The organism is Arthrobacter sp. 92, assembly GCF_050260325.1.
Taxonomy (GTDB): Bacteria; Actinomycetota; Actinomycetes; order Actinomycetales; family Micrococcaceae; genus Arthrobacter.
This window is the reverse complement of the sequence record NZ_CP189863.1, coordinates 3,257,624-3,279,941: the sequence shown is the minus strand read 5'-3', so window position 1 is coordinate 3,279,941 and position 22,318 is coordinate 3,257,624. Positions and strand designations below refer to the sequence as shown.

15 protein-coding genes and 2 tRNA genes are annotated in these 22,318 nt (G+C 64.8%); 14 read left to right on the top strand and 3 right to left on the bottom strand.

What is annotated here, in order from left to right; genetic code table 11:
• Window positions 1–71: 71 nt before the first annotated feature.
• Window positions 72–145: transfer RNA gene (locus ACP4XC_RS15185), tRNA-Gly, on the bottom strand.
• 167 nt (window positions 146–312) lie between these two features.
• Between ACP4XC_RS15185 and ACP4XC_RS15180 the strand changes: the two genes are divergently transcribed.
• The 7 genes from ACP4XC_RS15180 (at window position 313) to ACP4XC_RS15150 (ending at window position 7,783) form a co-directional block, all read left to right on the top strand.
• Window positions 313–387 (top strand) — tRNA-Pro (locus ACP4XC_RS15180).
• A gap of 67 nt (window positions 388–454) precedes the next feature.
• The gene (gene tig / locus ACP4XC_RS15175) at window positions 455–1,846 is read left to right on the top strand and encodes a trigger factor (RefSeq protein WP_427171073.1); all 1,392 of its coding nucleotides are present in this window, start codon (window positions 455–457) and stop codon (window positions 1,844–1,846) included.
• A 253-nt stretch (window positions 1,847–2,099) separates the two neighbouring features.
• Window positions 2,100–2,726 carry an ATP-dependent Clp protease proteolytic subunit gene (locus ACP4XC_RS15170; protein WP_427171071.1) on the top strand — a complete coding sequence of 209 codons (627 nt, stop codon included), beginning with the start codon at window positions 2,100–2,102 and terminating at the stop codon, window positions 2,724–2,726.
• Window positions 2,727–2,763: 37 nt separating this feature from the next.
• Window positions 2,764–3,423: an ATP-dependent Clp protease proteolytic subunit gene (locus ACP4XC_RS15165; RefSeq protein ID WP_028268993.1), complete on the top strand. Its 660-nt coding sequence runs from the start codon at window positions 2,764–2,766 to the stop codon at window positions 3,421–3,423.
• 185 nt (window positions 3,424–3,608) lie between these two features.
• Window positions 3,609–4,889 carry an ATP-dependent Clp protease ATP-binding subunit ClpX gene (gene clpX / locus ACP4XC_RS15160; RefSeq protein WP_427171069.1) on the top strand — a complete coding sequence of 427 codons (1,281 nt, stop codon included), beginning with the start codon at window positions 3,609–3,611 and terminating at the stop codon, window positions 4,887–4,889.
• 113 nt (window positions 4,890–5,002) lie between these two features.
• Window positions 5,003–5,620, top strand: a complete 618-nt coding sequence (locus tag ACP4XC_RS15155) for a DsbA family protein (RefSeq protein ID WP_427171067.1) — start codon at window positions 5,003–5,005, stop codon at window positions 5,618–5,620.
• Window positions 5,621–5,947: 327 nt separating this feature from the next.
• Window positions 5,948–7,783, top strand: a complete 1,836-nt coding sequence (locus ACP4XC_RS15150; protein ID WP_427171065.1) for a glycoside hydrolase family 15 protein — start codon at window positions 5,948–5,950, stop codon at window positions 7,781–7,783.
• A 28-nt stretch (window positions 7,784–7,811) separates the two neighbouring features.
• Here the strand turns inward: ACP4XC_RS15150 and valS are convergent, their stop codons facing one another.
• On the bottom strand, window positions 7,812–10,433 hold the full coding sequence (gene valS / locus ACP4XC_RS15145) for a valine--tRNA ligase (RefSeq protein WP_427171063.1): 2,622 nt from the start codon (window positions 10,431–10,433) through the stop codon (window positions 7,812–7,814).
• An 83-nt stretch (window positions 10,434–10,516) separates the two neighbouring features.
• On the opposite strand from valS, the gene ACP4XC_RS15140 reads away from it, so the two are divergent.
• The 6 genes from ACP4XC_RS15140 to ndk all read left to right on the top strand — a co-directional run bounded on the left by ACP4XC_RS15140 (window position 10,517) and on the right by ndk (window position 17,675).
• Complete coding sequence (locus ACP4XC_RS15140; protein WP_427171061.1) at window positions 10,517–10,888, top strand: DUF488 domain-containing protein; 372 nt, start codon at window positions 10,517–10,519, stop codon at window positions 10,886–10,888.
• A gap of 73 nt (window positions 10,889–10,961) precedes the next feature.
• Window positions 10,962–11,720, top strand: a complete 759-nt coding sequence (locus ACP4XC_RS15135; RefSeq protein ID WP_427171059.1) for an SDR family oxidoreductase — start codon at window positions 10,962–10,964, stop codon at window positions 11,718–11,720.
• A 328-nt stretch (window positions 11,721–12,048) separates the two neighbouring features.
• The gene (gene ileS / locus ACP4XC_RS15130; RefSeq protein WP_427171057.1) at window positions 12,049–15,414 is read left to right on the top strand and encodes an isoleucine--tRNA ligase; all 3,366 of its coding nucleotides are present in this window, start codon (window positions 12,049–12,051) and stop codon (window positions 15,412–15,414) included.
• Between the two features lie 3 nt (window positions 15,415–15,417).
• A complete protein-coding gene (locus tag ACP4XC_RS15125; protein WP_427171055.1) occupies window positions 15,418–16,776 on the top strand; it encodes a bifunctional folylpolyglutamate synthase/dihydrofolate synthase in 1,359 nt (452 codons plus the stop codon).
• A 2-nt stretch (window positions 16,777–16,778) separates the two neighbouring features.
• Window positions 16,779–17,222 (top strand): DUF4233 domain-containing protein, encoded by a 444-nt coding sequence (locus ACP4XC_RS15120; protein WP_427171053.1) that lies wholly within the window; start codon window positions 16,779–16,781, stop codon window positions 17,220–17,222.
• A gap of 39 nt (window positions 17,223–17,261) precedes the next feature.
• On the top strand, window positions 17,262–17,675 hold the full coding sequence (gene ndk, locus ACP4XC_RS15115) for a nucleoside-diphosphate kinase (RefSeq protein ID WP_427171051.1): 414 nt from the start codon (window positions 17,262–17,264) through the stop codon (window positions 17,673–17,675).
• Between the two features lie 118 nt (window positions 17,676–17,793).
• Here ndk and ACP4XC_RS15110 read toward each other — a convergent pair whose 3' ends face one another.
• The gene (locus ACP4XC_RS15110) at window positions 17,794–18,465 is read right to left on the bottom strand and encodes a vitamin K epoxide reductase family protein (RefSeq protein ID WP_427171049.1); all 672 of its coding nucleotides are present in this window, start codon (window positions 18,463–18,465) and stop codon (window positions 17,794–17,796) included.
• A gap of 470 nt (window positions 18,466–18,935) precedes the next feature.
• On the opposite strand from ACP4XC_RS15110, the gene ACP4XC_RS15105 reads away from it, so the two are divergent.
• Complete coding sequence (locus ACP4XC_RS15105) at window positions 18,936–22,298, top strand: Rne/Rng family ribonuclease (protein ID WP_427171047.1); 3,363 nt, start codon at window positions 18,936–18,938, stop codon at window positions 22,296–22,298.
• Window positions 22,299–22,318: the final 20 nt, after the last annotated feature.

The following is a 22,318-nucleotide window of genomic DNA, read 5'->3' as shown; positions in this document are numbered from 1 at the left end:
GCCCCTCCGGAGAGGGGCCGTTCCTGTGCCGACCGGAGGCTTCGCCAATGTGGACCGGTTGGGACGTGTCCTGGAGGGGACGACGGGAATCGAACCCGCGTAATCAGTTTGGAAGACTGAGGCTTTACCATTAAGCTACGTCCCCGAGATGGTGCCTGCTGACGCCAACCTGACGTTATCCGGCCTGAGGGGGCCTGACGGGCATTTCTTTCGGGTGGCTGTTGAAGCCGGATACAACTAAACCTAATTCAGGGCCCCGCTGTCAAATGTGCAATTCCCGCCGGGATAAACGTAGACTGTTCTGTGCACTTACGGGGTGTAGCTCAGCTTGGCTAGAGCGCCTGCTTTGGGAGCAGGAAGTCGCAGGTTCAAATCCTGTCACCCCGACTCTGCAGTCCATTCAGATCACGCGGTTTGCAGAACCCCATCCCACAAAACCAGGAGTACTTAGACTGTGAAGAGCGCTGTCGAGAACCTCACCCCCACGCGGGTCAAGCTCAATGTTGAGGTCCCCTTTGAGGAATTGAAGCCCAGCATCGAAGAGGCATACAAGACTGTTGCTTCGCAGATCCAGGTCCCCGGCTTCCGCAAGGGCAAGGTTCCCTCCAAGCTGATCGATCAGCGCGTTGGCCGCGGCTACGTGCTGGAGACCGCCATCAACGAAGGCCTCAACGGGTGGTACCAGGAGGCTGTCCAGGAAACTGGAATCCGCCCCCTGAGCCGTCCCGAGGTTGAAATCACCGAAGTTCCGGACCCGTCCTCAACCGACGGCGAACTGAAGTTCCACGCCGAAGTGGACGTGCGCCCGGAGATCGAATTGCCCGACTACGCCGGCATCAAGGTCGAAGTTGCCGCTGCCGAGTCGTCAGAGGCGGACGTTGACAAGGCTCTTGACGAGCTCCGGGGCCGCTTCGGCACCCTGAAGTCCGTTGACCGTCCGGCCGCCGACGGCGACTTCCTGACGATCGACATCACCGCCACCATCGACGGCGCCGAAGTTGATTCCGCGGCCGGCCTGTCCTACCAGGTTGGAGCGGGCACCATGCTCGAGGGCCTGGATGAAGCTGTCACCGGCCTCAGCGCCGAAGAGGACGCCATCTTCGACACCACCCTGGTGGGCGGCGAGCACGCCGGCGAAGCCGCGCAGGTCAAGGTAGTAGTGAAGTCCGTCAAGGAACGCGAGCTTCCCGAGGCCGACGACGACTTTGCCCAGCTGGCATCGGAGTTCGACACGCTGGCTGAACTGCGTGCGGACCTCGCCAAGCAGGCTGCCGAGTCCAAGGTTGTTGAGCAGGGCGTCGAGGCGCGCGACAAGGTTCTGGACAAGCTCGTCGAGCTCGTTGAGGTTCCGGTTCCGGCTTCGGTTGTGGAAGAGCAGCTTGAAGCTCACTTCAAGGCCGAAAACTCGCACGGTGAGGGCGAGCACGACACTGAGGAGCACCGCGCCGAGGTCAAGGCCAACACCGAGCGTGCTTTCCAGAACGAAATCATCCTCGACGCCATCGCGGACAAGGAAGAGGTCGGGGTCAGCCAGAACGAGCTGATCGACTACATCGTGACCACCGCCAGCCAGTACGGCATGGACCCGAACCAGTTCGCCCAGATCATTGATCAGAGCGGCCAGGTTCCCATGATGGTTTCCGAGGTCCGTCGCCGCAAGGCACTCGCAGTGGTCCTCGGCCAGGCCGAGGTCACTGACTCTGAGGGCAACAAGGTTGACCTCAGCGACTTCGTCCGCCCCGGCGACGAAGAAGCTCCGGCCACCGCCGAAGAGGCTGCCGAGAGCTCCGCGGACGCCGCTGAGGAAGTCGCCGCCAGCGACGATCCGGCAGCAGTAAAGTTCTAATACCTGTTACGCGGCAGCCCCTGGATCCTTGATCCGGGGGCTGTCCCGTTTAAGCCCCTGGAAGGGTCCCGTCGGCAGCAACGACGGCGCCGCTCCAATCGTGCGCCGTCAGCGAACAGCACGATGTGTGAGAACAAAACGGCCCCGAAAACGGTTAGTGTCCAAGGAGTGAAGTTCAGTGATGTCGTTCAGTGATGTCACAGTCGCCAGCGAGAGGTAAGTACACATGTCACAGCAAGCAGGGGCCCCCCGGATGGCAACTGTCGATCCGGCAGCCCAGGACAACTACATCTACAACCGCCTGCTGAAAGAACGAATCATCTGGCTCGGGTCCGAGGTCCGGGACGAGAACGCCAACGCCATCTGCTCGCAGCTGTTGCTGCTCTCCGCAGAGAACCCCGAGAAGGACATCTACCTTTACATCAACTCTCCCGGCGGTTCCGTCACCGCGGGCATGGCAATCTACGACACCATGCAGTTCATCCCCAACGATGTGGTTACGGTCGCCACCGGCCTCGCAGCCTCCATGGGGCAGTTCCTCCTGTCCTCCGGCACTAAAGGCAAGCGCTATGCCACCCCGAACGCCCGTATCCTCATGCACCAGCCCTCCGGCGGCATCGGCGGCACGGCCTCCGATATCAAGATCCAGGCCGAGCTGATCCTGCACATGAAGAAGGTCATGGCGGAACTGACCGCGGAGCAGACCGGCCAGACCGTAGAGACCATCCTCAAGGACAATGACCGCGACAAGTGGTTCACCGCAACAGAAGCCCTGAAGTACGGCTTCTTTGACAAGATCGCAGCGCACGCCGGCTCCGTGGCCGGAGGCGGCGGAACACAGAACGCCAGCGGCGGCGAAACCAGCGGCACGGAAATCTAACCGGCACGTAGACAGCACTGAATCCAGGAGAATGAACATGAACTACAATTTCGGATCGTCTGCCGGCAACCTGCCCACCAGCCGCTACGTGCTCCCGCAGTTTGAAGAGCGCACCCCCTACGGCTTTAAGCGCCAGGACCCGTACACGAAGCTTTTCGAGGACCGCATCATCTTCCTTGGCGTCCAGGTCGATGACGCCTCCGCGGATGACGTCATGGCCCAGTTGCTGGTGCTCGAGTCCACGGACCCGGACCGCGATATCACCCTTTACATCAATTCCCCGGGCGGCTCCTTCACCGCGATGACCGCCATTTATGACACCATGCAGTACATCCGCCCCGAGATCCAGACTGTCTGCCTCGGGCAGGCTGCCAGCGCTGCGGCCGTCCTTCTCGCGGCCGGCACTCCAGGCAAGCGCCTGGCGCTGCCGAACGCCCGCGTCCTGATCCACCAGCCGGCCCTGTCCGGCGGCCAGGGCGGCCAAGCGTCCGACCTTGAGATCCAGGCCGCGGAAGTCATGCGCATGCGTTCCTGGCTCGAAGACACGCTGGCCAAGCACTCGGGCCGGACGTCGGAGCAGGTCAACAACGACATCGAGCGTGACAAGATCCTGACGGCCGCGGAGGCGCAGTCCTATGGCCTGATCGACCAGGTCCTTGATTCGCGCAAGATCAAGCCCCAGGCCATCAGCAGGTAGCCCAGACAGTCCCAACGCCGGTGCGGTTCGTTCACAGAATATGAACCGCACCGGCGTTCGGTTTCCACCCATCAGGCCGAATGTGACCTAGAGTGGAACTTGTCACGGCCGGGAAATCCCGGGCGCCGTGATTTCAGCAACCGGTGCAGTGCTGCATTAGCGGCAAGATACTAAGGGGTTCACATATGGCTCGGATTGGCGAGAGCACGGATCTGCTGAAGTGTTCTTTCTGCGGAAAGAGCCAGAAGCAGGTGCGCAAGCTCATTGCCGGGCCCGGCGTCTACATCTGCGACGAGTGCATTGAGCTCTGCAACGAGATCATTGAAGAAGAACTCGCCGAAGTCGCCGACCTGGGCAGTTTCGAACTGCCGAAGCCCCGCGAAATCTTTGATTTCCTGCAGGAATACGTGATCGGCCAGGAGCCCGCCAAGCGTTCGCTCGCGGTAGCGGTGTACAACCATTACAAACGCATCCAGGCGGGCCATGCACCCAAGAGCGGCAGCCTCGCTGAGGGCGTGCATCACGACGACGTGGAGATCGCCAAGTCCAACATCCTCCTGATCGGTCCCACCGGCTGCGGCAAGACCTATCTGGCGCAGACCCTGGCCCGCCGGCTCAACGTGCCGTTCGCCGTCGCCGACGCCACGGCCCTGACCGAGGCCGGCTACGTCGGTGAGGACGTGGAGAACATCCTGCTCAAGCTCATCCAGGCCGCCGACTACGACGTCAAAAAGGCCGAGCAGGGCATCATCTATATTGACGAGATCGACAAGATCTCACGCAAGAGCGAAAACCCGTCCATCACCCGCGATGTCTCGGGCGAGGGGGTGCAGCAGGCGCTGCTGAAGATTCTTGAGGGGACAGTCGCCTCTGTTCCGCCGCAGGGCGGCCGCAAACATCCGCACCAGGAATTCATCCAGATCGACACCACCAACGTGCTCTTCATCGTTGCCGGCGCCTTTGCCGGCCTCGAGGACATCATCGGTTCGCGGTCGGGCCGCAAGGGTATTGGCTTCGGCGCCCCGTTGAACGAAGTCAAGAACAACACCGACTCCTACGGCGAGGTCATGCCGGAGGATCTGCTCAAATTCGGTCTCATCCCGGAATTCATCGGCCGCCTCCCGGTTATCACCACGGTCTCGAACCTGGACCGTCCCGCGCTGATCCAGATCCTCTCGACGCCCAAGAACGCCCTGGTCAAGCAGTACCAGAAGATGTTCCAGCTCGACGGCGTCGAGCTGCTGTTTGACGACGAAGCGCTGAACTTGATTGCCGACCAGGCGCTGGAGCGCGGCACCGGCGCCCGCGGCCTGCGCGCCATCATGGAGGAAGTCCTGCTTCCCGTCATGTTTGATCTCCCCAGCCGTGACGACATTGCAAGCGTGGTGATCACCGAGGACGTGGTGGCTAAGAAGGCGCCGCCCACCCTGATCGCGCACGATGTCAAGCGCCGTAAATCTGCCTGATCCGGAATAAATCAGCCGTTTAGGGCGCTGCCCCTGTTGATGGCCCGGCGTTGACGTGCCCGCGCACGAGTCCCCGCTGACTTTTCTGCTGACTTTGCTAAGGAGAATTTCCTATGTCTGAAACCATGACTAACAAGGCCGATTTCTGGTTCGACCCCATGTGCCCCTTCGCCTGGGTTACCTCCCGCTGGATCGGCGAAGTCGAAGAAGTCCGCGACATCAGGACCCAGTGGCACGTCATGAGCCTCGCCGTGCTCAATGAGGGCCGCGAGGAGCTGCCTGAGGAGTACAAGGAGTTCCTGAAGAAGGCGTGGGCCCCGGTCCGCGTTATCACGGCCGCCGCCGAACAGCACGGTGCCGAGTACATTAAGCCGCTCTACGATGCCATGGGCACCAGGATCCACAATGAAGGCAACAAGGACACCGAAGAGGTCATTGCCAAGTCGCTGACCGAAGTGGGCCTGCCGGCGGAACTGGCCGCGGCCGGAGAGTCGGATGACTTCGATGCCCTGCTGCGTTCGAGCCATGAGGCCGGGATCTCACTGGTGGGCCAGGATGTCGGAACGCCTGTCGTTGCCTTCAACAGTACGGCTTTCTTCGGCCCGGTCTTGACCCGCATCCCGCGAGGGGAAGAGGCCGGACGCCTCTGGGATGCCAGCGTGACCCTCGCCGGTTTCCCGTACTTCTTTGAACTCAAGCGCAGCCGTACCGAAAGCCCGGAGTTCAACTAGCCGGATAAAGCCGAGGGAGCTCCGCGGGAACTACTTGGTTGTAGTTCTGCCGGTGCTCTTGTGCATCCCGAACCACGGGAGAAGAATAGTTTCTACCCACTTCGCGAGAGGTGGGACGCAGGAACCAAAGATTCAGTGACACTCATCTGACGCAGCCTTCGGCAAAGTCAGATGATGGCTACCGGTGACGAGGTAGGAAGACCTGAAGTTCTGAGGATCTTGCCAGATTGTCTAAGACGTCACGTGACAATCGAAAGTCGAAGCCCCACCAACCGCAAAAAGCTGATGGGGCTTCCCCTTTGCGCAAAAATTGGTCAGGGTGTGCGTATGAGCACTGAACCGATCGCCGACTATGCGCTGCTGTCCGACTGCCGCTCAGCGGCCCTCGTCAGCGCGGGCGGTTCCGTGGACTGGCTGTGCTTCCCCCGCTTCGACAGCCCCTCGGTTTTTGGCCGCCTCCTGGGCCAGGACGCGGGATTCTGGTCGATCCGTCCACATGGAGAATTCTCCTCACGCCGAAGGTACGTTGGACCGACGCTGGTGCTTGAGACAGTGTTTGCCACCCCACGGGGCTCGGTGACCGTGCTGGACGCCCTTGTCCTCGGGGACGGCACCCGCGGCCACCAACTCGGTGCGGCGGCTCCGGGAGTCCTCCTCCGGCAAGTATCGTGTACGGCCGGGAGCGTGGAACTGGACATCGTTTTCGCGCCCCGGCCCGAATATGGCCTGATCCAGCCGCTGCTGCAAGGCACCGCCGCCGGTCTGCTTGCCCGCGGCGGCGCCGACGTCCTGGCGTTTTCCACTCCCGTCAGCTTCGAAGTCCACCACGGCGCGGCACAGGCCAAACCCGTCCTCCGGTCCGGGGACGTCCTTGGTTTCGCGCTGCACCACCAGCACACGTGGGAAAACCCGCCGTCGTATTGGACCCAGCAGGATATTGCACGGAGGATAGCTGACACCCTGACTGGCTGGGAGAGCTGGTCGGGGATGCACCAGAACTACCGGGGTCCCTGGGAAGACCTGGTGGGCGCCAGCGGCAGGATCCTGCAGGGACTGACCTTCTATCCCACCGGGGCCATCGTCGCCGCCCCCACCACCTCACTGCCAGAGGTTGCCGGCGGAACACGGAACTGGGACTACCGCTACACCTGGATCAGGGACGCCAGCATGACCCTTCAGGCTCTGTGGGTGGCGGCGTGTCCCGATGAGGCCGGGAAGTACTTCCAGTTCCTCGCCGCCGCCGCCGCGAGCCAGTTGGCCGGGGGTGCGGACCTGCAGATCATGTACGGCGTCGGCGGCGAGCGGGACTTGTCGGAGCGGGAGCTCCCGCATCTTCCCGGCTGGCGGAACAGCAAGCCCGTCCGGGTGGGCAACGGCGCCTGGAACCAGCGCCAGCTGGACGTCTACGGGGAACTGCTGGATGCGGCCGCCACCCTGCCGGACTATCTGGCGGATCTCGAACCCGAAACACGGCTCTTCCTTGCCGACGCGGCCGATGCCGCCGCCGCCCGGTGGACGCTCGAGGACCAGGGCATCTGGGAGGTCCGGGGCGCTCGCAGGCACTACCTGCATTCGAAACTCATGTGCTGGGTTGCGGTGGACCGGGCCATCGCATTGGCCGATCTCCTGCACGCACAGGAGAGGGTGCCGCGCTGGAAAGAGGCGCGGGCCCGGATCCGTGACTCGATTCTGGCCAATGGCTGGAGCGCCGGGGCCAATGCCTACACCCAGGCCTATGGTTCGGAGGAACTTGATGCGTCCTCGCTGCTGCTTTGCATCACGGGCTTTCTTCCTGCGGACGATCCCGCGATGCTCGCCACCATTGAGGCAATCGACCAGCGCCTGACGGACAGCCGGGGACTCGTTTTCCGCTACCGGGGAGCGGACGGGCTCGCTGGAGAAGAAGGTACGTTTCTGCTGTGCACGTTTTGGTTGGCACAGGCACTGGCGCTTGCCGGACGGACCCAACGCGCACGGGAGGTCTTCGAAAGAGCAGCCGGATTCGCCACGGATCTGGGTCTCCTGGCGGAGGAGGTTGCACCCGACAGCCGGGAATTGTTGGGTAATTTCCCGCAGGCCTTCAGCCACATCGGCCTGGTTAACGCCGCGTGGGCCATCAGCATAGCGGAGGACGCAAACCGCGAAGGGCCCCGTCCGCCGTGAGGCGGGCGGGGCCCTTCAAAGGGTCAGGTCATGCCTGCGCGGGCTCCTCGGCTGGGGCCAGGGCAACGTCGCTGACGGTCAGCTCACCCTCTGCGGCCAGAAGCACCAGTTCGCGGGCATTGGCGGCGGCCTTGAGGTCACCAAGGCCGGCCCTTAGCTGCGTGGTGAGGGACTCTGTGGCGGTGACGGTGGCTGACAGGACCTCGGTGCGCTGCTTGACCTTCGCCTCGGACTTCGCCTTGCGAATGCCGCTCAGCGCCACCCCCACCGTGGCGAGCATGCTGGTGTCCCCATCGGATACATCCAGGGGAGCGGGCCACTGCGCCCGGTGAACGGATCCGGTGCGCCACCATCCCCAGACCTCCTCCGTTGCGAACGGCAGGAAGGGGGCGAACAGCCTGAGCAGCGTGTCAAGGCTCGTCGCCAGGGCAGCAAGGACTGAAGCCTGCCCGGCCTCGCCCGCTGCACCGTAGGCGCGGTCCTTGATGAGCTCCACATAGTCGTCGGTGAACTGCCAGAAGAAGCTCTCGGTGATCTGCAGCGCCCGGGCATAGTCGTAGTTCTCGAACGCCTTGGTTGCCTGCTGGACCACATCGGAAAGCTGCGCCAGCACGGCGCGGTCCAACGGGTTGGTCAGCGCCGAGAGGTCAGTCGAAACAACCGAGTCCTCCGTGGCGCCGAGGTTGAGCACGAACTTCGAGGCGTTGAGCAGCTTGATGGCCAGTCGCCGGCCGATCTTCATCTGCGCAATCTCATAAGCGGTGTCCGCGCCGAGCCTTGCCGAGGTTGCCCAGTACCGGACGGCGTCGGATCCGTACTCATTCAGCACGTCCGTGGGCACCACCACGTTGCCCTTGGACTTGGACATTTTCTTGCGGTCCGGGTCCAGGATCCAGCCGGAGATGGCCGCGTGCTTCCAAGGCGCAGTGTTCTGAAGCGCGTCGGCGCGCACGGCGGAGGAGAACAGCCATGTCCGGATGATGTCGTGGCCCTGGGGGCGCAGGTCAAACGGATAGACCTTGGCGAACAGTTCTTCGTTGCTGCTCCAGCCGCCCACGATCTGCGGCGTCAGCGAGGAGGTGGCCCAGGTGTCCAGCACATCGGCGTCGCCGGTGAAACCACCGGGAACATCGCGCTGGGCTTCCTCGTAGCCCGGGGCGGCATCTGCCGCCGGGTCCACGGGCAGCTGCGCGTCGGACGGCAGGATCGGCGATTCGTAATCCGGGTTCCCGTCGGCATCCAGCGGATACCACACCGGCACGGGCACGCCGAAGAAGCGCTGGCGGGAGACCAGCCAGTCCCCGTTCAGCCCGGAGATCCAGTTCTCGTACCGCGAGCGCATAAACGCGGGGTGGAAGTCGATTTCGTGGCCGCGGGCGATCAGGCGTTCGCGCCGGTCCTCGTCACGGCCGCCGTTACGGATGTACCACTGGCGGGACGTCACCACCTCGAGAGGCTTGTCCCCCTTTTCGAAGAAGTTGACCGGGTGCATGATCTTCTTTGGCTCGCCGTCGAGCAGCTCTGCGGCGGACAGCAGCTCCACCACGCCTTCTTTGGCGCTGAAGACCGTCTTGCCGGCGATCGCAGCGAAGTTGGCGCGGCCTTCCTCGGTGGTGATCCAGTCCGGGGTTTCGCCGACGATGCGCCCGTCGCGACCCACGATCGCCCGGGTGGGCAGTTGGAGTTCGCGCCACCAGGTGACGTCGGTGAGGTCACCGAAGGTGCACACCATGGCGATGCCGGAGCCCTTGTCCGCCTTCGCGAGCGGGTGGGCCTTGACCTCGACCTCGACGCCGAACACGGGAGAGGTGACCGTCTTGCCGAACAGCGGCTGGTAGCGCTCGTCGTCGGGGTTTGCCACCAGGGCCGCACACGCCGCGAGCAGCTCGGGACGCGTGGTTTCGATGTAGATCTTCTCGCCGTCTGCGGTGAAGAAGGGGTAGCGGTAGTATGCTCCGGCGACTTCGCGGTCCTCGAGTTCGGCCTGGGCCACGGCCGTGCGGAACGTGACGTCCCACAGGGTGGGTGCCTCGGCCATGTAGGCGTCGCCGGCGGCGAGGTTGGCCAGGAAGGCCCGCTGGGAGACGGCCCGGGAGTTGTCATCGATGGTCCGGTAGGTCAGGTCCCAGTCCACCGAGAGGCCCAGGGTCTGGAACAGGTTCTCAAAGACCTTCTCGTCCTCGACGGCGAGTTCCTCGCACAGTTCGATGAAGTTGCGGCGCGAGACGACGTCGAAATCGCGCTGGTTCTTGGCCGGCTCGGCCGGCGGACGGTAGCCGGCGTCGTAGGGGACGGCAGGATCGCAGCGGACGCCGTAGTAGTTCTGGACGCGGCGCTCAGTGGGCAGGCCGTTGTCGTCCCAGCCCATCGGATAGAAGACGTTCTTTCCCCGCATGCGCTGGTACCGGGCCAGGGCATCGGTCTGCGTGTAGGAGAACATGTGCCCCACGTGCAGTGAGCCCGACGCTGTAGGCGGGGGGGTGTCGATCGAGTAGACCTGTTCCCGGGTGGTGTCCGGATTGAACTTGTAGGTTCCGTCGTCAAGCCAGCGCCGGGTGAGGGCCGCTTCCAGCCCCTCAAGGGCGGGCTTGTCCGGAACGTTGATGGGGGCGGTGGTGGGCGTGTCTGTACCCTGTTTGTCTTCAGCCATGGGGCAATTCTTTCACTAAGTTCCGCAGGGACCCCTACCGGCCGGCCCAAGCACCGGACAGGGACCTGCAGTACCATGCGCAAATGGACAAACCTGAAGGAAGTTCTGCCGGACATTTTGCGATCAAGCGCGTCTATGAGGATCCCGCCGACGACGACGGATGCAGGGTCCTGGTGGACCGTCTCTGGCCGCGCGGGGTCACCAAGGAACGGGCTCAACTTGACCTGTGGCTCAAGGAGGCGGCGCCGTCGGCGCCGCTGCGGAAGGAATTCGCCCACATGCAGGAGAGATTCGCCGAGTTCCGTGCCGCCTACGAAGCGGAGCTGGAAGAGAACCCGGCCGTGGACACGCTGCTCGATCTGGCCGCGAAACATGAAAAGGTGACACTGCTGTTCGGAGCCAGGGACCCGGAACTTAACAACGCGCGCGTCTTGCTGGAGTTCCTGACACGCTGACTCATCCCGTATGGGCCGCGCATCCGCCCCGCGCTCCGCCCGGGGCAGGGCGCGTTGCCGTTAGGGTGGTGCCATGACTGAGGGAATCCAGAACAAAGCAGCAGTAGTCACCGGCGCCAGCACCGGAATCGGGGAAGCCACCGTGCGTGCCCTGCGGGCGGAGGGCTGGACGGTTTTCGCCGTGGCCCGCCGCCAGGACCGTCTTGAGGCGCTCGCCGCGGAGACCGGAGCGGTCGCCATACCGGCGGACGTGACGGACGACGCCGACGTCGCCCGGCTCGTGGACGAGGTGACCCGCGGCGGCGGCATCGACACTCTCATCAACGTGGCTGGAGGCGCCCGCGGCGCCGACAGGCTTGCCGACGCCAAGACCGAGGACTGGGAATGGATGTTTGAGGTCAACGTCCTGGGCACGATGAAGCTGACCCGTGCGTTCCTGCCCATGTTGCGCGCCTGCGGCGAAGGCACCATCCTGAACCTGACATCCACGGCGGGGCTTTCCGCCTACGAGGGCGGCGGCGGTTACAACGCCGCCAAGTTTGCCCAGCACGCCCTCACCGGGGCCCTGCGGCTGGAGGAGGCCGAGCACAACGTCCGGGTGATCGAGGTGGCTCCGGGGCTGGTGCAGACGGAGGAGTTCGCGCTGAACCGCCTCGGCGACCAGGAAGCGGCCGCCAAGGTGTATGCGGGCGTCGAGAAGCCGCTGACGGCGGCGGACGTCGCGGACGTGGTCCGCTATGCCGTCACCGCCCCGCACCACGTGAACCTGGACCAGATCATCATCCGGCCCGTTGCACAGGCGGCCAACTACAAGCTGATCCGCAAGGGCTAGGAGAACGCACTGCCCGTTACCGGGCTTTACGAGCCCCGGCCCTTAAAGTCCGGTAACATCGGTATCAAAGCTTCGACCCGGCCATCACCGGTGAGCTTCCGGAAGAACCCCTTGGCGTTAGAGGCCACGGCCAGTAGAACCGGACGGGTAAGCCCGTCACAGCAGTAATGAGCGGCCGACGCCGGGACGGCTCCTTCCAACGAAGGAGCGGTGCCAGTGGCGGTAAGTGAGGTGGTACCGCGGTGCCGGTGCTGTTGGAAAACAGCTACGGGCCGTCCTCGCATCCTGAATGAATCCACTTGTTCACTAGCTCAACCAGGATGTCGAGATGACCTATTACCCCAAGGCCTCAGCCGCAGCTTCCGCTCCGTCAGGTGTGTCTCCCTCTGTGAAGTTCCCGGAGATCGAAGAGCGCATCCTCAAGTACTGGGACGCGGACGGCACGTTCCAGGCCAGCATCGACCAGCGCAGCGCGGACCTTCCCGGTGGCAAGCCAGGCAGTAACGAGTTTGTCTTCTACGACGGACCTCCCTTCGCCAATGGCCTGCCGCACTACGGACACCTCCTGACCGGCTACGCCAAGGACCTGGTGGGCCGCTACCAGACCCAGCGCGGCCGCCGGGTGGAGCGCCGCTTCGGGTGGGACACCCACGGGCTGCCCGCCGAACTCGAAGCCATGAAGCAGCTGGGCATGACGGACAAGACCCAGATCGAGGCCATGGGCATCGACAAGTTCAACGACGCCTGCCGGGCGTCCGTGATGAAGTACGCCGATGAATGGAAGAGCTACGTCACCCGCCAGGCACGCTGGGTGGACTTCGAGAACGATTACAAAACGCTCAACGTCGAGTACATGGAATCCGTGCTCTGGGCCTTCAAGCAACTCCACGAAAAGGGCCTGACCTACAACGGCTACCGCGTCCTGCCGTACTGCTGGAAGGACGAGACCCCGCTGTCCAACCACGAGCTGCGCATGGACGACGACGTCTATAAAAACCGCCAGGACCAGACAGTCACCGTCACTTTCCCCATCACCGCGGGGGAGTCCGAGCTGTCCAGGACTTTGGCCGGCGTGCAGGCGCTCGCCTGGACCACCACCCCCTGGACGCTGCCCACCAACCTGGCGCTCGCCGTCGGACCCGCCATCACCTACGCGGTCCTGCCTGCCGGACCCGACGGCGTGAAGGCCGCCTCCGCCGAAGCTCCGGTCACCGGTAGCTTCCTGCTCGCAGCTGAGCTCCTGGGAACCTACGCCAAGGACCTCGGCTACGGCGATGGAACCGCAGGAGTGGAAGCCGCTGAAGCCGCCGTGACCTCCCGCCACACCGGTGCGGAGCTTGAAGGGCTGCAGTACGAACCGCTGTGGCACGACTTCAGCGACACTGAAAAGTACGGTACGGAGAACGCCTGGCGCTTCCTCGTGGCGGATTATGTCACCACCACTGACGGCACCGGCATCGTCCACCAGGCGCCCGCCTACGGCGAGGACGACCAGAAGGTCTGTGAAGAGGCCGGCATCCCCGTGGTGCTGTCCGTGGACGAGGGCGCCAAGTTCCTGCCGCTGTTCTCGCACGGGGACCTGCACGACATCGTGGGCCTTCAGGTGTTCGAGGCCAACAAGCCCATCACCCAGGTGCTCCGTGCCCAGGGCCGCCTGGTCCGCCAGGCCAGCTACGAGCACAGCTACCCGCACTGCTGGCGCTGCCGCAACCCGCTGATCTACCGCGCGGTGTCCTCCTGGTACGTGGAGGTCACCAAGTTCAAGGACCGCATGTCCGAGCTGAATCAGGAAATCAACTGGATCCCCGGCAACGTCAAGGACGGCCAGTTCGGTAAGTGGCTGGCCAACGCCCGCGACTGGTCCATCAGCCGCAACCGTTACTGGGGCAGCCCCATCCCGGTATGGCAGTCCAGCGACCCCGAATACCCGCGCACCGACGTCTACGGTTCGCTCGCCGAGATCGAAGCCGACTTCGGCCGGCTGCCGCTGAACAAGGACGGGCAGGTGGATCTGCACCGGCCCTTCATCGACGAACTGACCCGCCCCAACCCGGATGACCCCCGCACCCCGGAGCAGGGCCAGTCCGTCATGCGCCGCGTCGAGGACGTCCTGGACGTCTGGTTCGATTCCGGCTCCATGCCCTACGGCCAGGTGCACTACCCGTTCGAAAACGAGCAGTGGTTCGACACCCACAACCCCGCGGACTTCATCGTCGAGTACATCGGCCAGACCCGCGGCTGGTTCTACATGCTGCATATCCTGTCCACCGCACTGTTTGACCGGCCGGCGTTCCGCAACGTCATCAGCCACGGCATCGTGCTCGGCTCGGACGGTCAGAAGATGTCCAAGAGCCTGCGCAACTACCCTGACGTCTCCGAAGTCCTGGACCGGGACGGCTCGGACGCCATGCGCTGGTTCCTCATGTCCAGCCCCATCCTGCGCGGCGGCAACCTCGTGGTCACCGAGCAGGGCATCCGTGACGGCGTCCGGCAGGTCATCCTGCCTTTGTGGAACGTGTACAGCTTCTTCACCCTGTACACGAACGCCTCCAACGCAGTTGACGGCACAGCCTCCGGCTATGACGCGCAGCTGCGCTACGACGGCTACACCGACACGCTGGACCAGTACCTGATGGCGAACACCGGTGACCTGGTGCGCAACATGACCGCGCAGCTGGACAGCTACGACATCTCCGGAGCCTGTGACGAACTGCGCGGCTACCTGGACATGCTCACCAACTGGTACGTCCGCCGCAGCCGCCAGCGCTTCTTCGACGAGAATGTGGACGCCTTCGACGCGCTCTATACCGCGCTGGAGACGGTCTGCCGGGTGTCCGCGTCACTGCTGCCGCTGATCTCCGAGGAGATCTGGCGCGGCCTCACCGGCGGGCGCTCCGTGCACCTGGCCGACTGGCCCGAGGCGGAACTGTTCCCGGCCAACGCCGAACTCGTCGAGGCCATGGACCGCGTGCAGCAGATCTGCTCCACCGGATCCTCGCTGCGCAAGGCCGCCAACCTCCGCGTCCGGCTTCCGCTGCAGGAACTGACCGTCGTGGCGCCCGGTGCGGATGCGCTGGACGCCTTCGCCGCCGTCGTCGCAGATGAACTGAACCTGCGCTCCGTCCGGCTCCTCGACGCAGAGAGCGCTTCCCCGGAAGAGTTCGGCATCGAACAGAAGCTCGTGGTGAATGCACGCGCGGCCGGACCCCGCCTGGGCAAAAACGTCCAGCTGGCCATCAAGGGCTCCAAGTCCGGCGACTGGTCGGTCAGCGAGGCCGGAGTTGTCACGGCCGGCGGGCTGGAGCTGGAGCCGCAGGAATACACCTTGGAAACCGTGGTGGCCGAAGCCGCGGAAGGCGAGGGATCGCGGGCCGCGGCTGTCCTGCCGGGCGGCGGCTTTGTGGTCCTCAACACCGAGGTAACCCCCGAACTCGAGGCCGAGGGTCTGGCCCGGGACCTGGTCCGTGCCGTCCAGCAGGCCCGGAAGGATGCTGGACTCAACGTCAGCGACCGCATCCACACCACCGTCACCGCCGCCCGGAATGTGCTTGATGCCCTGCTCGCGAACAGCGAACTGGTCAAGAGCGAAACCTTGACGGTCCGCCTGGACACTGTGGCGGCGGACCTCAAGGACCCGCAGGTCAACGTGCAGAAAATCGCTGCCGAAAACGCTGCCCCCAAAGTGAAGGCCTGAATCATGACCGACGAATTCTCAGTGGAAAGTGTCTATGCCGAGCTCCTCGGCCGGGCACCGGAAAACAAGATGGAGCCTCGGCTTGCCCCGCTCTTCCGGGCCATGGACGTGCTGGGTGAGCCGAACAAGGCCTTCCCGATCATCCATGTCACCGGCACCAACGGCAAGACCTCCACGGCACGGATGATCGAGGCCGGACTTCGTGCCCACGGACTGAGCACGGGCCGCTACACCAGCCCGCACCTCTCCAAGGTCACCGAACGGATCAGCATCGACGGCGCCCCCGTGCCCGATGCCACCTTCGTGCGGATCTGGGACGAGATCCGCCCCTACCTGGAGATCGTGGACAACGAGCTCCTGGCGGAGGGGCAGCCGCGGCTGACGTACTTCGAATGCCTGACCATCCTGGCCTTCGCCGTTTTCGCCGACCAGCCGGTGAATGTCGCGGTCATCGAAGTGGGCCTGGGTGGGATCACCGATGCCACTAACGTGGGGGACGGGCAGGTGGCCGTGGTGACCCCTATTTCCCTGGACCACACGGAACTGCTGGGGGACACCACTGCGGATATCGCATACGAGAAGGCCGGCATCATCAAGCCGGGCGGCTTCCTGATCAGCGCCGCCCAGCCGATGGACGCCGCGCAGGTGCTCCTGGAGAAGGCCAAGGAAACAAACGTCCCCTTCCGTTTCGAAGGCGTGGAGTTCGGCGTGGAGTCGCGGACGGTTGCCGTTGGGGGCCAGATGGTCAACGTTAAGGGCATTGCCGGCCGCTATGAAGACCTGCTGGTGCCCTTGCACGGCGCCCACCAGGCCGAAAACGCCGCCGTTGCCATTGCCGCCCTGGAGGCGTTCTTCGGGGGAGAGAAGGCGCTGGACACCGAGGTGCTGCAGGAGGCGTTTGCATCGGTGACCTCTCCTGGCCGGCTTGAGGTGGTCCGCACGGCGCCCACCATCATCGTGGATGCCGCACACAACCCCGAGGGTATCCGCGTATCCGCCGAAGCCATCCATGAGTCGTTCAACTTCACCAAGCTGGTGGTGGTGGTCGGGATCCTGAAGGAAAAGGACGCCGAGGAGATCCTTCGCCGGCTCAAGGAGTCCATGGGCGATCTTGCTGAGGAATACTGCTTTACGCAGTCCAACTCCCCGCGGGCCGTTCCCGCCGAAGACCTCGCCGAACTTGCACTGGAGCTGGGCTTCGGTGAGGACAAAATTCATGTGACCGAAAAACTCGATGACGCCCTGGAGTGGGCGGTGGAGCGCGCTGAGGCCAACTACGATCTCTCCGGCGGCGTCCTGGTGACCGGCTCCATCACGCTCGTGGCTGAAGCACGGATCCTGCTTGGAAAGGCGGACGCCTAGCTATGGCCAGACTTACCAAGGCCCAGCGTGAATGGCGTCCGGGTATGCCCAAGAAGCGCCGTTCCACCAAAGTCCTGTTCGCCTCGACCGTGCTCCTGCTGGAGGCCTTCGTGGCGATCTTCGGCACGCTGGTCGTCTTTGGACTGCGGCGGAACGATCTCCCGCCGGGCATGATCTTCGCCGTCGGGATCGGGCTGGCCCTCGTTTTGGTGTTCACCTGCGCTGTTGTGTCCAAACCGTGGGGCCTGGCGCTGGGCTGGATCCTGCAGCTTCTGCTGATCCTGTCCGGAATCGTGGAACCCACCATGTACGTGGTGGGGGCGCTCTTCGCAGCATCCTGGTGGTACGGCATCCGCACCGGAATCCGCATTGACCGGGAGGCAGCCCAGCGGGAACGCGAGCAGGCGGCCTGGGAGGCCGCCCACCCTGACGGCGAAACCAACTAGACTTATTCCGAATCCCCCACCAACCACATTGGAGCAGATGTGAGCATTGAGCGCACCCTCGTCCTGATCAAGCCCGACGGCGTGATCCGCAACCTGACCGGCGCCATCCTGGGCCGGATCGAGGCCAAGGGATACACGCTGGCCGAACTCAAGAAGGTCGACGCCAGCCGGGAGCTGCTGGAGCAGCACTACGAGGAGCACATCGGCAAGCCGTTCTACGAGCCGCTGGTGGAGTTCATGCTCAGCGGCCCCGTGGTCGCGGCCATCTACGAAGGTCACCGTGTGATCGAGGGCTTCCGGGCCCTCGCCGGCACCACCGACCCGACGACGGCGGCACCGGGCACCATCCGCGGAGACTTCGGCCGGGACTGGGGACTGAAGGTCCAGCAGAACCTGGTCCACGGCTCCGACTCGGTGGAGTCCGCAGAGCGTGAGATCAAGATCTGGTTCTAGTCCACCCCTTGGCGGGAGCGGGCACTTAAGCCCCGCCTCCTGAATGCCTTAAGCGCGAACGGACAGTTGAGGCCCCGGTTTACCGGGGCCTCAACTGTCCGTTCGCGCCGTCGTGGGGTCAGTAGCCGGAAGTGCCGATGAAGACTTGGATAAAGGCGAAGAAGATCGTGGCGACCACGGCCACATAGAGCAGGGCTGTGACGATCCAGCCTGACTCGGCCAGGATCCTCGTGGGGCCGGCCGGCAGGCGGATAGCGCCGTTGGCCACGTTGCGGACCGTCACCCACACAAACAGGGGAATCATCGTGGCCCAGACGATCATGCAGAAGGGGCACAGGATGTGGATTGAGTAGAGCGCCTGGGACCACAGCCACACCACGAATGCGAAGCCGAGCGTCACGCCGGCCTGCAGTCCCAGCCAGTACCAGCGGGAAAATTTTGCGCCCGCGAGCAGCGCCATTCCGGTGGTGATAGTAACGGCGAAGGCCACGATGCCAATGAACATGTTGGGAAAGCCGAAGACGGCACTTTGCCACGTCTGCATCACCTGCCCGCAGGAGATCCAAGGATTGACGTCGCAGACGGTGACGTGCTTGGGGTCCTTGAGCACTTCGAGTTTTTCCAGCACCAGGGTGCCGGAGGCCAGCCAGCCCACCACACCGGTGATTACCAGGAGCCAGCCGAACGGCTTGTCCCGGGTCAGCGGTGGCTGACTGTGGCCTGCCGCGGGCCCTGCCAGGGGGCCGCGTTCCGTCGTGACGTCCGCAGCGGAATTGGAGATGCTGGGCATGGGAAGTGGTGTCCTTTGTCTCGAGTACTCCTCGCCCCGATTGTAGCGCCGGTGGCTGGGGGAGTGTCCCAGCCAGCGCATCCCGGCGGTGCCAAGGCGTGTTTCCGCGGCCGCCTTCCACCTGCTTTCACCACTCATGTGAGAGAATGAAGCTGGCTGGAAGACGATCCACATTCGGATTCCGGTCCGGTGGCTTGGTTCCAAGACCGCCAATGATGAGCAGGGCATGATCCGGATCCATGCAGAGATCCCAACGTTCCCGCAATTCCATTGGACGGCACCTGGTTGTGATTGACGAACAACGGGTTTCAGAACATTGCCGCCGGCCCTCCAGGGCTGCCGCACCCCCACTGCCGGTGCGAACCTGAGGGTACTCAATTGACTTCTGTCAATGCCTGCGGGTTTTGACAATATGTGCCCCAATGGGTGCCGAATGTGGCGGTGCGTCAGGGGCAGGAGTGTTGCCACTTATGGATAATGACCAGGTTCTAGCCGTTAACGACGAAGCAGCTGCTAACGAGTCCACCGAAACCACCCAGGCGCCAGAGGCTCCGAAGAGGGCGGTCAGGACACGGCGCAAGGCCGCTCCCAAGGCCGCAGCCGCCGACGAGGGAGGCAAGACGGCCGCCGAGGCCGGCTCGGGCGGGGCCAGCGAGGCTCCGGCTGACAGTGCTGCTGCTCCGGAAGCCAAGCCGGCTGTGCGCCGCACCCGTGCGCGGAAGAAGGCCGAACCGGCCGAACCTCTCCCGGCTTTCGCGGACGATTCCTCCGTACCCGCTGCCCAGGATGTGCAAAATGCGCAGGCCGGGGCCCGTGTTGAGCCCGCGGCAACTGCCGAGGCTGTGGACACAACCCCCGCCGCCGTGGAGCCCGCTGCAGAGAAGCCGGTGCGGCGCCGTGCCAGCCGCGCGAAAACCGCCGTCGCCGCGACGGTCCCCGCTCCGGCCACCGCGACGGAGGAACCCGCGGCCGGCGCCCCGGTGACCACGGAAGCGGTGCCGGGCCAGGAAAGCGCTCCGGCGGCCGGCACGGAAGCCGTTCCGTCCGCACCCGCCGAAGAGGTTCCCGGCGCAGAGGTTGCGGGGAGGCCGGCCGAGGCACCTGCTGCTGCAGCGCCGTCGCTCTTCCTTGAACCCGGCGCGGTCACCTCCATGATTTTCCAGGCCCCGGACCTGAGCACTGTGGTCCGCCCCGCCGCACCGGCGGCAGTGGAGGCAGCCGACGAAGAGGACACCGAGGAGGAGGGCGAGCTCGACGACGCCGGCAGCCGCCGTCGCCGCCGGAGCCGGGGACGCCGGGGTCGCAGCCGCGTCACCGAGCGCGAGCCCGGGGGCGAGGCCGCCGAAGGCGAGCCCGTCGAGGAAGAAACTGACGAAGAAGCCGCTACCACTGTGGAGGACGGCGTGACGTCGCGCCGTCGTCGCCGTCGTCGCCGTGGCGAACAGGACCTGGAGCTGACCGGCGGCGGGGACAACGATCCCCCCAACACGGTGACCAGGGTCCGGGCGCCGCGCGCCCTCACCGAGGCCCCGGTCAACAACCGCGTCACGTCCGTCAAGGGTTCCACCAGGCTTGAGGCGAAGAAGCAGCGCCGCCGCGAATCCCGCGACACCGGCCGCCGCCGCACTGTCATCACCGAGGCCGAGTTCCTGGCGCGGCGCGAGTCTGTGGACCGCCAGATGATCGTCCGCCAGCGCGATGACAGAATCCAGATCGGTGTCCTGGAGGACGGTGTCCTGGCCGAGCACTTCGTGTCCAAGACCCAGCAGGACTCCCTGATCGGCAACGTGTACCTGGGCAAGGTCCAGAACGTGCTGCCGTCGATGGAAGCGGCCTTCGTGGACATCGGACGCGGCCGCAACGCCGTGCTCTACGCCGGTGAAGTCAACTGGGAAGCCGTCCACCTCGAGGGCAAGCAGCGCCGGATCGAAAACGCGCTGAAGTCCGGCGACTCCGTCCTGGTCCAGGTCAGCAAGGACCCGGTGGGCCATAAGGGTGCCCGCCTCACGAGCCAGATCTCCCTTCCCGGCCGCTACCTCGTGTACGTGCCGGGCGGGTCCATGACCGGCATTTCCCGCAAGCTGCCCGACGTCGAACGGAACCGCCTGAAGCGGATCCTCAAGGACCGCCTGCCGGAAGACGCCGGCGTTATCGTCCGCACAGCAGCCGAAGGTGCCTCCGAGGAAGAGCTGACGCACGACATCAACCGCCTGCGCGCACAGTGGGAAGGGATCGAAAACCAGGCCACCTCCACCAAGATCCTCGCCCCTGAACTGCTCTACGGCGAACCCGACCTCACCATCAAGGTGGTCCGGGATGTCTTCAACGAGGACTTCTCCAAGCTGATCGTCTCCGGCGAGGAGGCCTGGGACACGATCGAGGCCTATGTCACCTACGTTGCCCCGGACCTCGTCGGCCGGCTCGAAAAGTGGACCAAGGACCAGGACATTTTCGCAGCCTGGCGCATCGACGAGCAGATCCACAAGGCGCTGGACCGCAAGGTCTTCCTGCCCTCCGGCGGTTCCCTCGTGATCGACCGCACCGAGGCCATGACCGTGGTGGACGTCAACACCGGCAAGTTCACCGGCTCGGGCGGCAACCTCGAGGAAACCGTCACCAAGAACAACCTCGAAGCGGCCGAGGAAGTCGTCCGGCAGCTGCGCCTGCGCGACATTGGCGGCATCATCGTGATCGACTTCATCGACATGGTGCTCGAATCCAACCGCGACCTCGTGCTGCGCCGCATGGTGGAGTGCCTCGGACGCGACCGGACCAAACACCAGGTGGCCGAGGTGACCTCGCTGGGCCTCGTGCAGATGACGCGTAAGCGGATGGGCACGGGTCTGCTGGAAGTCTTCGGTGAGCAGTGTGAAGTGTGCGCCGGCCGCGGGATCGTCACCCATGACGAGCCTGTGGAGCACCGTCGCGCCAACACGGTGGCGGCCGAGCACCATGTTCAGCGGACGGAAACGCAGCAACAGCCGGCCGCCCGCACGGAGCGCAAGAGCCGCCGCCGCGGCAAGGGCGGCCAGCCCGGGCTTGAGGCTGTTCCGTTGCCGCAGGCACAGGACCACCATGAGCTCACGGATGCCGAGCGCCACGCGAAGGCGGAAGCCACCCGCGCTGCATTGGCAAACATCGCTGCCGCGGCGCACGCAGCGCACCTGCACGACGCCGACGCCGCCCGTGCAGCGTCAGCGGCTGTTGCCGAGGTTGTCAGCGAAGGGGCGGCCGCCCCTTCGACAGCCGGACGTCCGGCGCCCATCCAGGCAGCTCCGGTCCAGCCCGCGCCGTCGAAGACCGCACCCTCCCGGGCTCCCGGGTCCGACGACGCCGCGGCCGGCCGTCCCGCGGCGGTCTTGACATTCGGCGGCGAAAAAGTCGCGTTGCCGTTCGTTGAGCATGCCGGCGAAGCGCAGGCCCCGGCCCCCGCATTGTCCCTGGACCGGCTCGCTGAAGCATTCGCCCACCTCGGCGCGCCCGCTGAACCGATAGCTCCGTCCGCGGAGCGGCTGGCCCCCGCAGCCGAGGCGCCGGTTGCCCAGGCCCCCGCGGCCCGGGCCGCTGCCACGCCCGTCGACGAGGGCGACTACTCCGATCACACGGCAGTGCAGGGCAGGACCCGGCGGCCCCGCCGCCACCGGAGCGCCAGCCGCGCCCAGGGCGCAGCCAACGAGACGTCCGTGGAACATCACGAGACGGCTCCGGCAGCCCCCGCACGGCACTCCCACGAGGCAAAGGCTCCCGAACCGGCAAAGAGGGATGCGGCAGCCAAGGCCCCGGCCAGCGAGCCGATCATCCTGGGCGTAGGCGTTCCCGCGTCAGAACTCTAGGAAGGCGGAGCCCTTAGAAG

Excerpts from the sequence above, each read along its gene's own strand:
- ACP4XC_RS15170 (WP_427171071.1), top strand. The coding sequence starts at position 2,100 with ATGGCAACTGTCGATCCGGCAGCCCAGGACAACTACATCTACAACCGC.
- ACP4XC_RS15165 (WP_028268993.1), top strand. The coding sequence starts at position 2,764 with ATGAACTACAATTTCGGATCGTCTGCCGGCAACCTGCCCACCAGCCGC.
- clpX (WP_427171069.1), top strand. The coding sequence starts at position 3,609 with ATGGCTCGGATTGGCGAGAGCACGGATCTGCTGAAGTGTTCTTTCTGC.
- ACP4XC_RS15155 (WP_427171067.1), top strand. The coding sequence starts at position 5,003 with ATGTCTGAAACCATGACTAACAAGGCCGATTTCTGGTTCGACCCCATG.
- ACP4XC_RS15150 (WP_427171065.1), top strand. The coding sequence starts at position 5,948 with ATGAGCACTGAACCGATCGCCGACTATGCGCTGCTGTCCGACTGCCGC.
- valS (WP_427171063.1), bottom strand. The coding sequence starts at position 10,433 with ATGGCTGAAGACAAACAGGGTACAGACACGCCCACCACCGCCCCCATC.
- ACP4XC_RS15140 (WP_427171061.1), top strand. The coding sequence starts at position 10,517 with ATGGACAAACCTGAAGGAAGTTCTGCCGGACATTTTGCGATCAAGCGC.
- ACP4XC_RS15135 (WP_427171059.1), top strand. The coding sequence starts at position 10,962 with ATGACTGAGGGAATCCAGAACAAAGCAGCAGTAGTCACCGGCGCCAGC.
- ileS (WP_427171057.1), top strand. The coding sequence starts at position 12,049 with ATGACCTATTACCCCAAGGCCTCAGCCGCAGCTTCCGCTCCGTCAGGT.
- ACP4XC_RS15125 (WP_427171055.1), top strand. The coding sequence starts at position 15,418 with ATGACCGACGAATTCTCAGTGGAAAGTGTCTATGCCGAGCTCCTCGGC.
- ACP4XC_RS15120 (WP_427171053.1), top strand. The coding sequence starts at position 16,779 with ATGGCCAGACTTACCAAGGCCCAGCGTGAATGGCGTCCGGGTATGCCC.
- ACP4XC_RS15110 (WP_427171049.1), bottom strand. The coding sequence starts at position 18,465 with ATGCCCAGCATCTCCAATTCCGCTGCGGACGTCACGACGGAACGCGGC.
- ACP4XC_RS15105 (WP_427171047.1), top strand. The coding sequence starts at position 18,936 with ATGGATAATGACCAGGTTCTAGCCGTTAACGACGAAGCAGCTGCTAAC.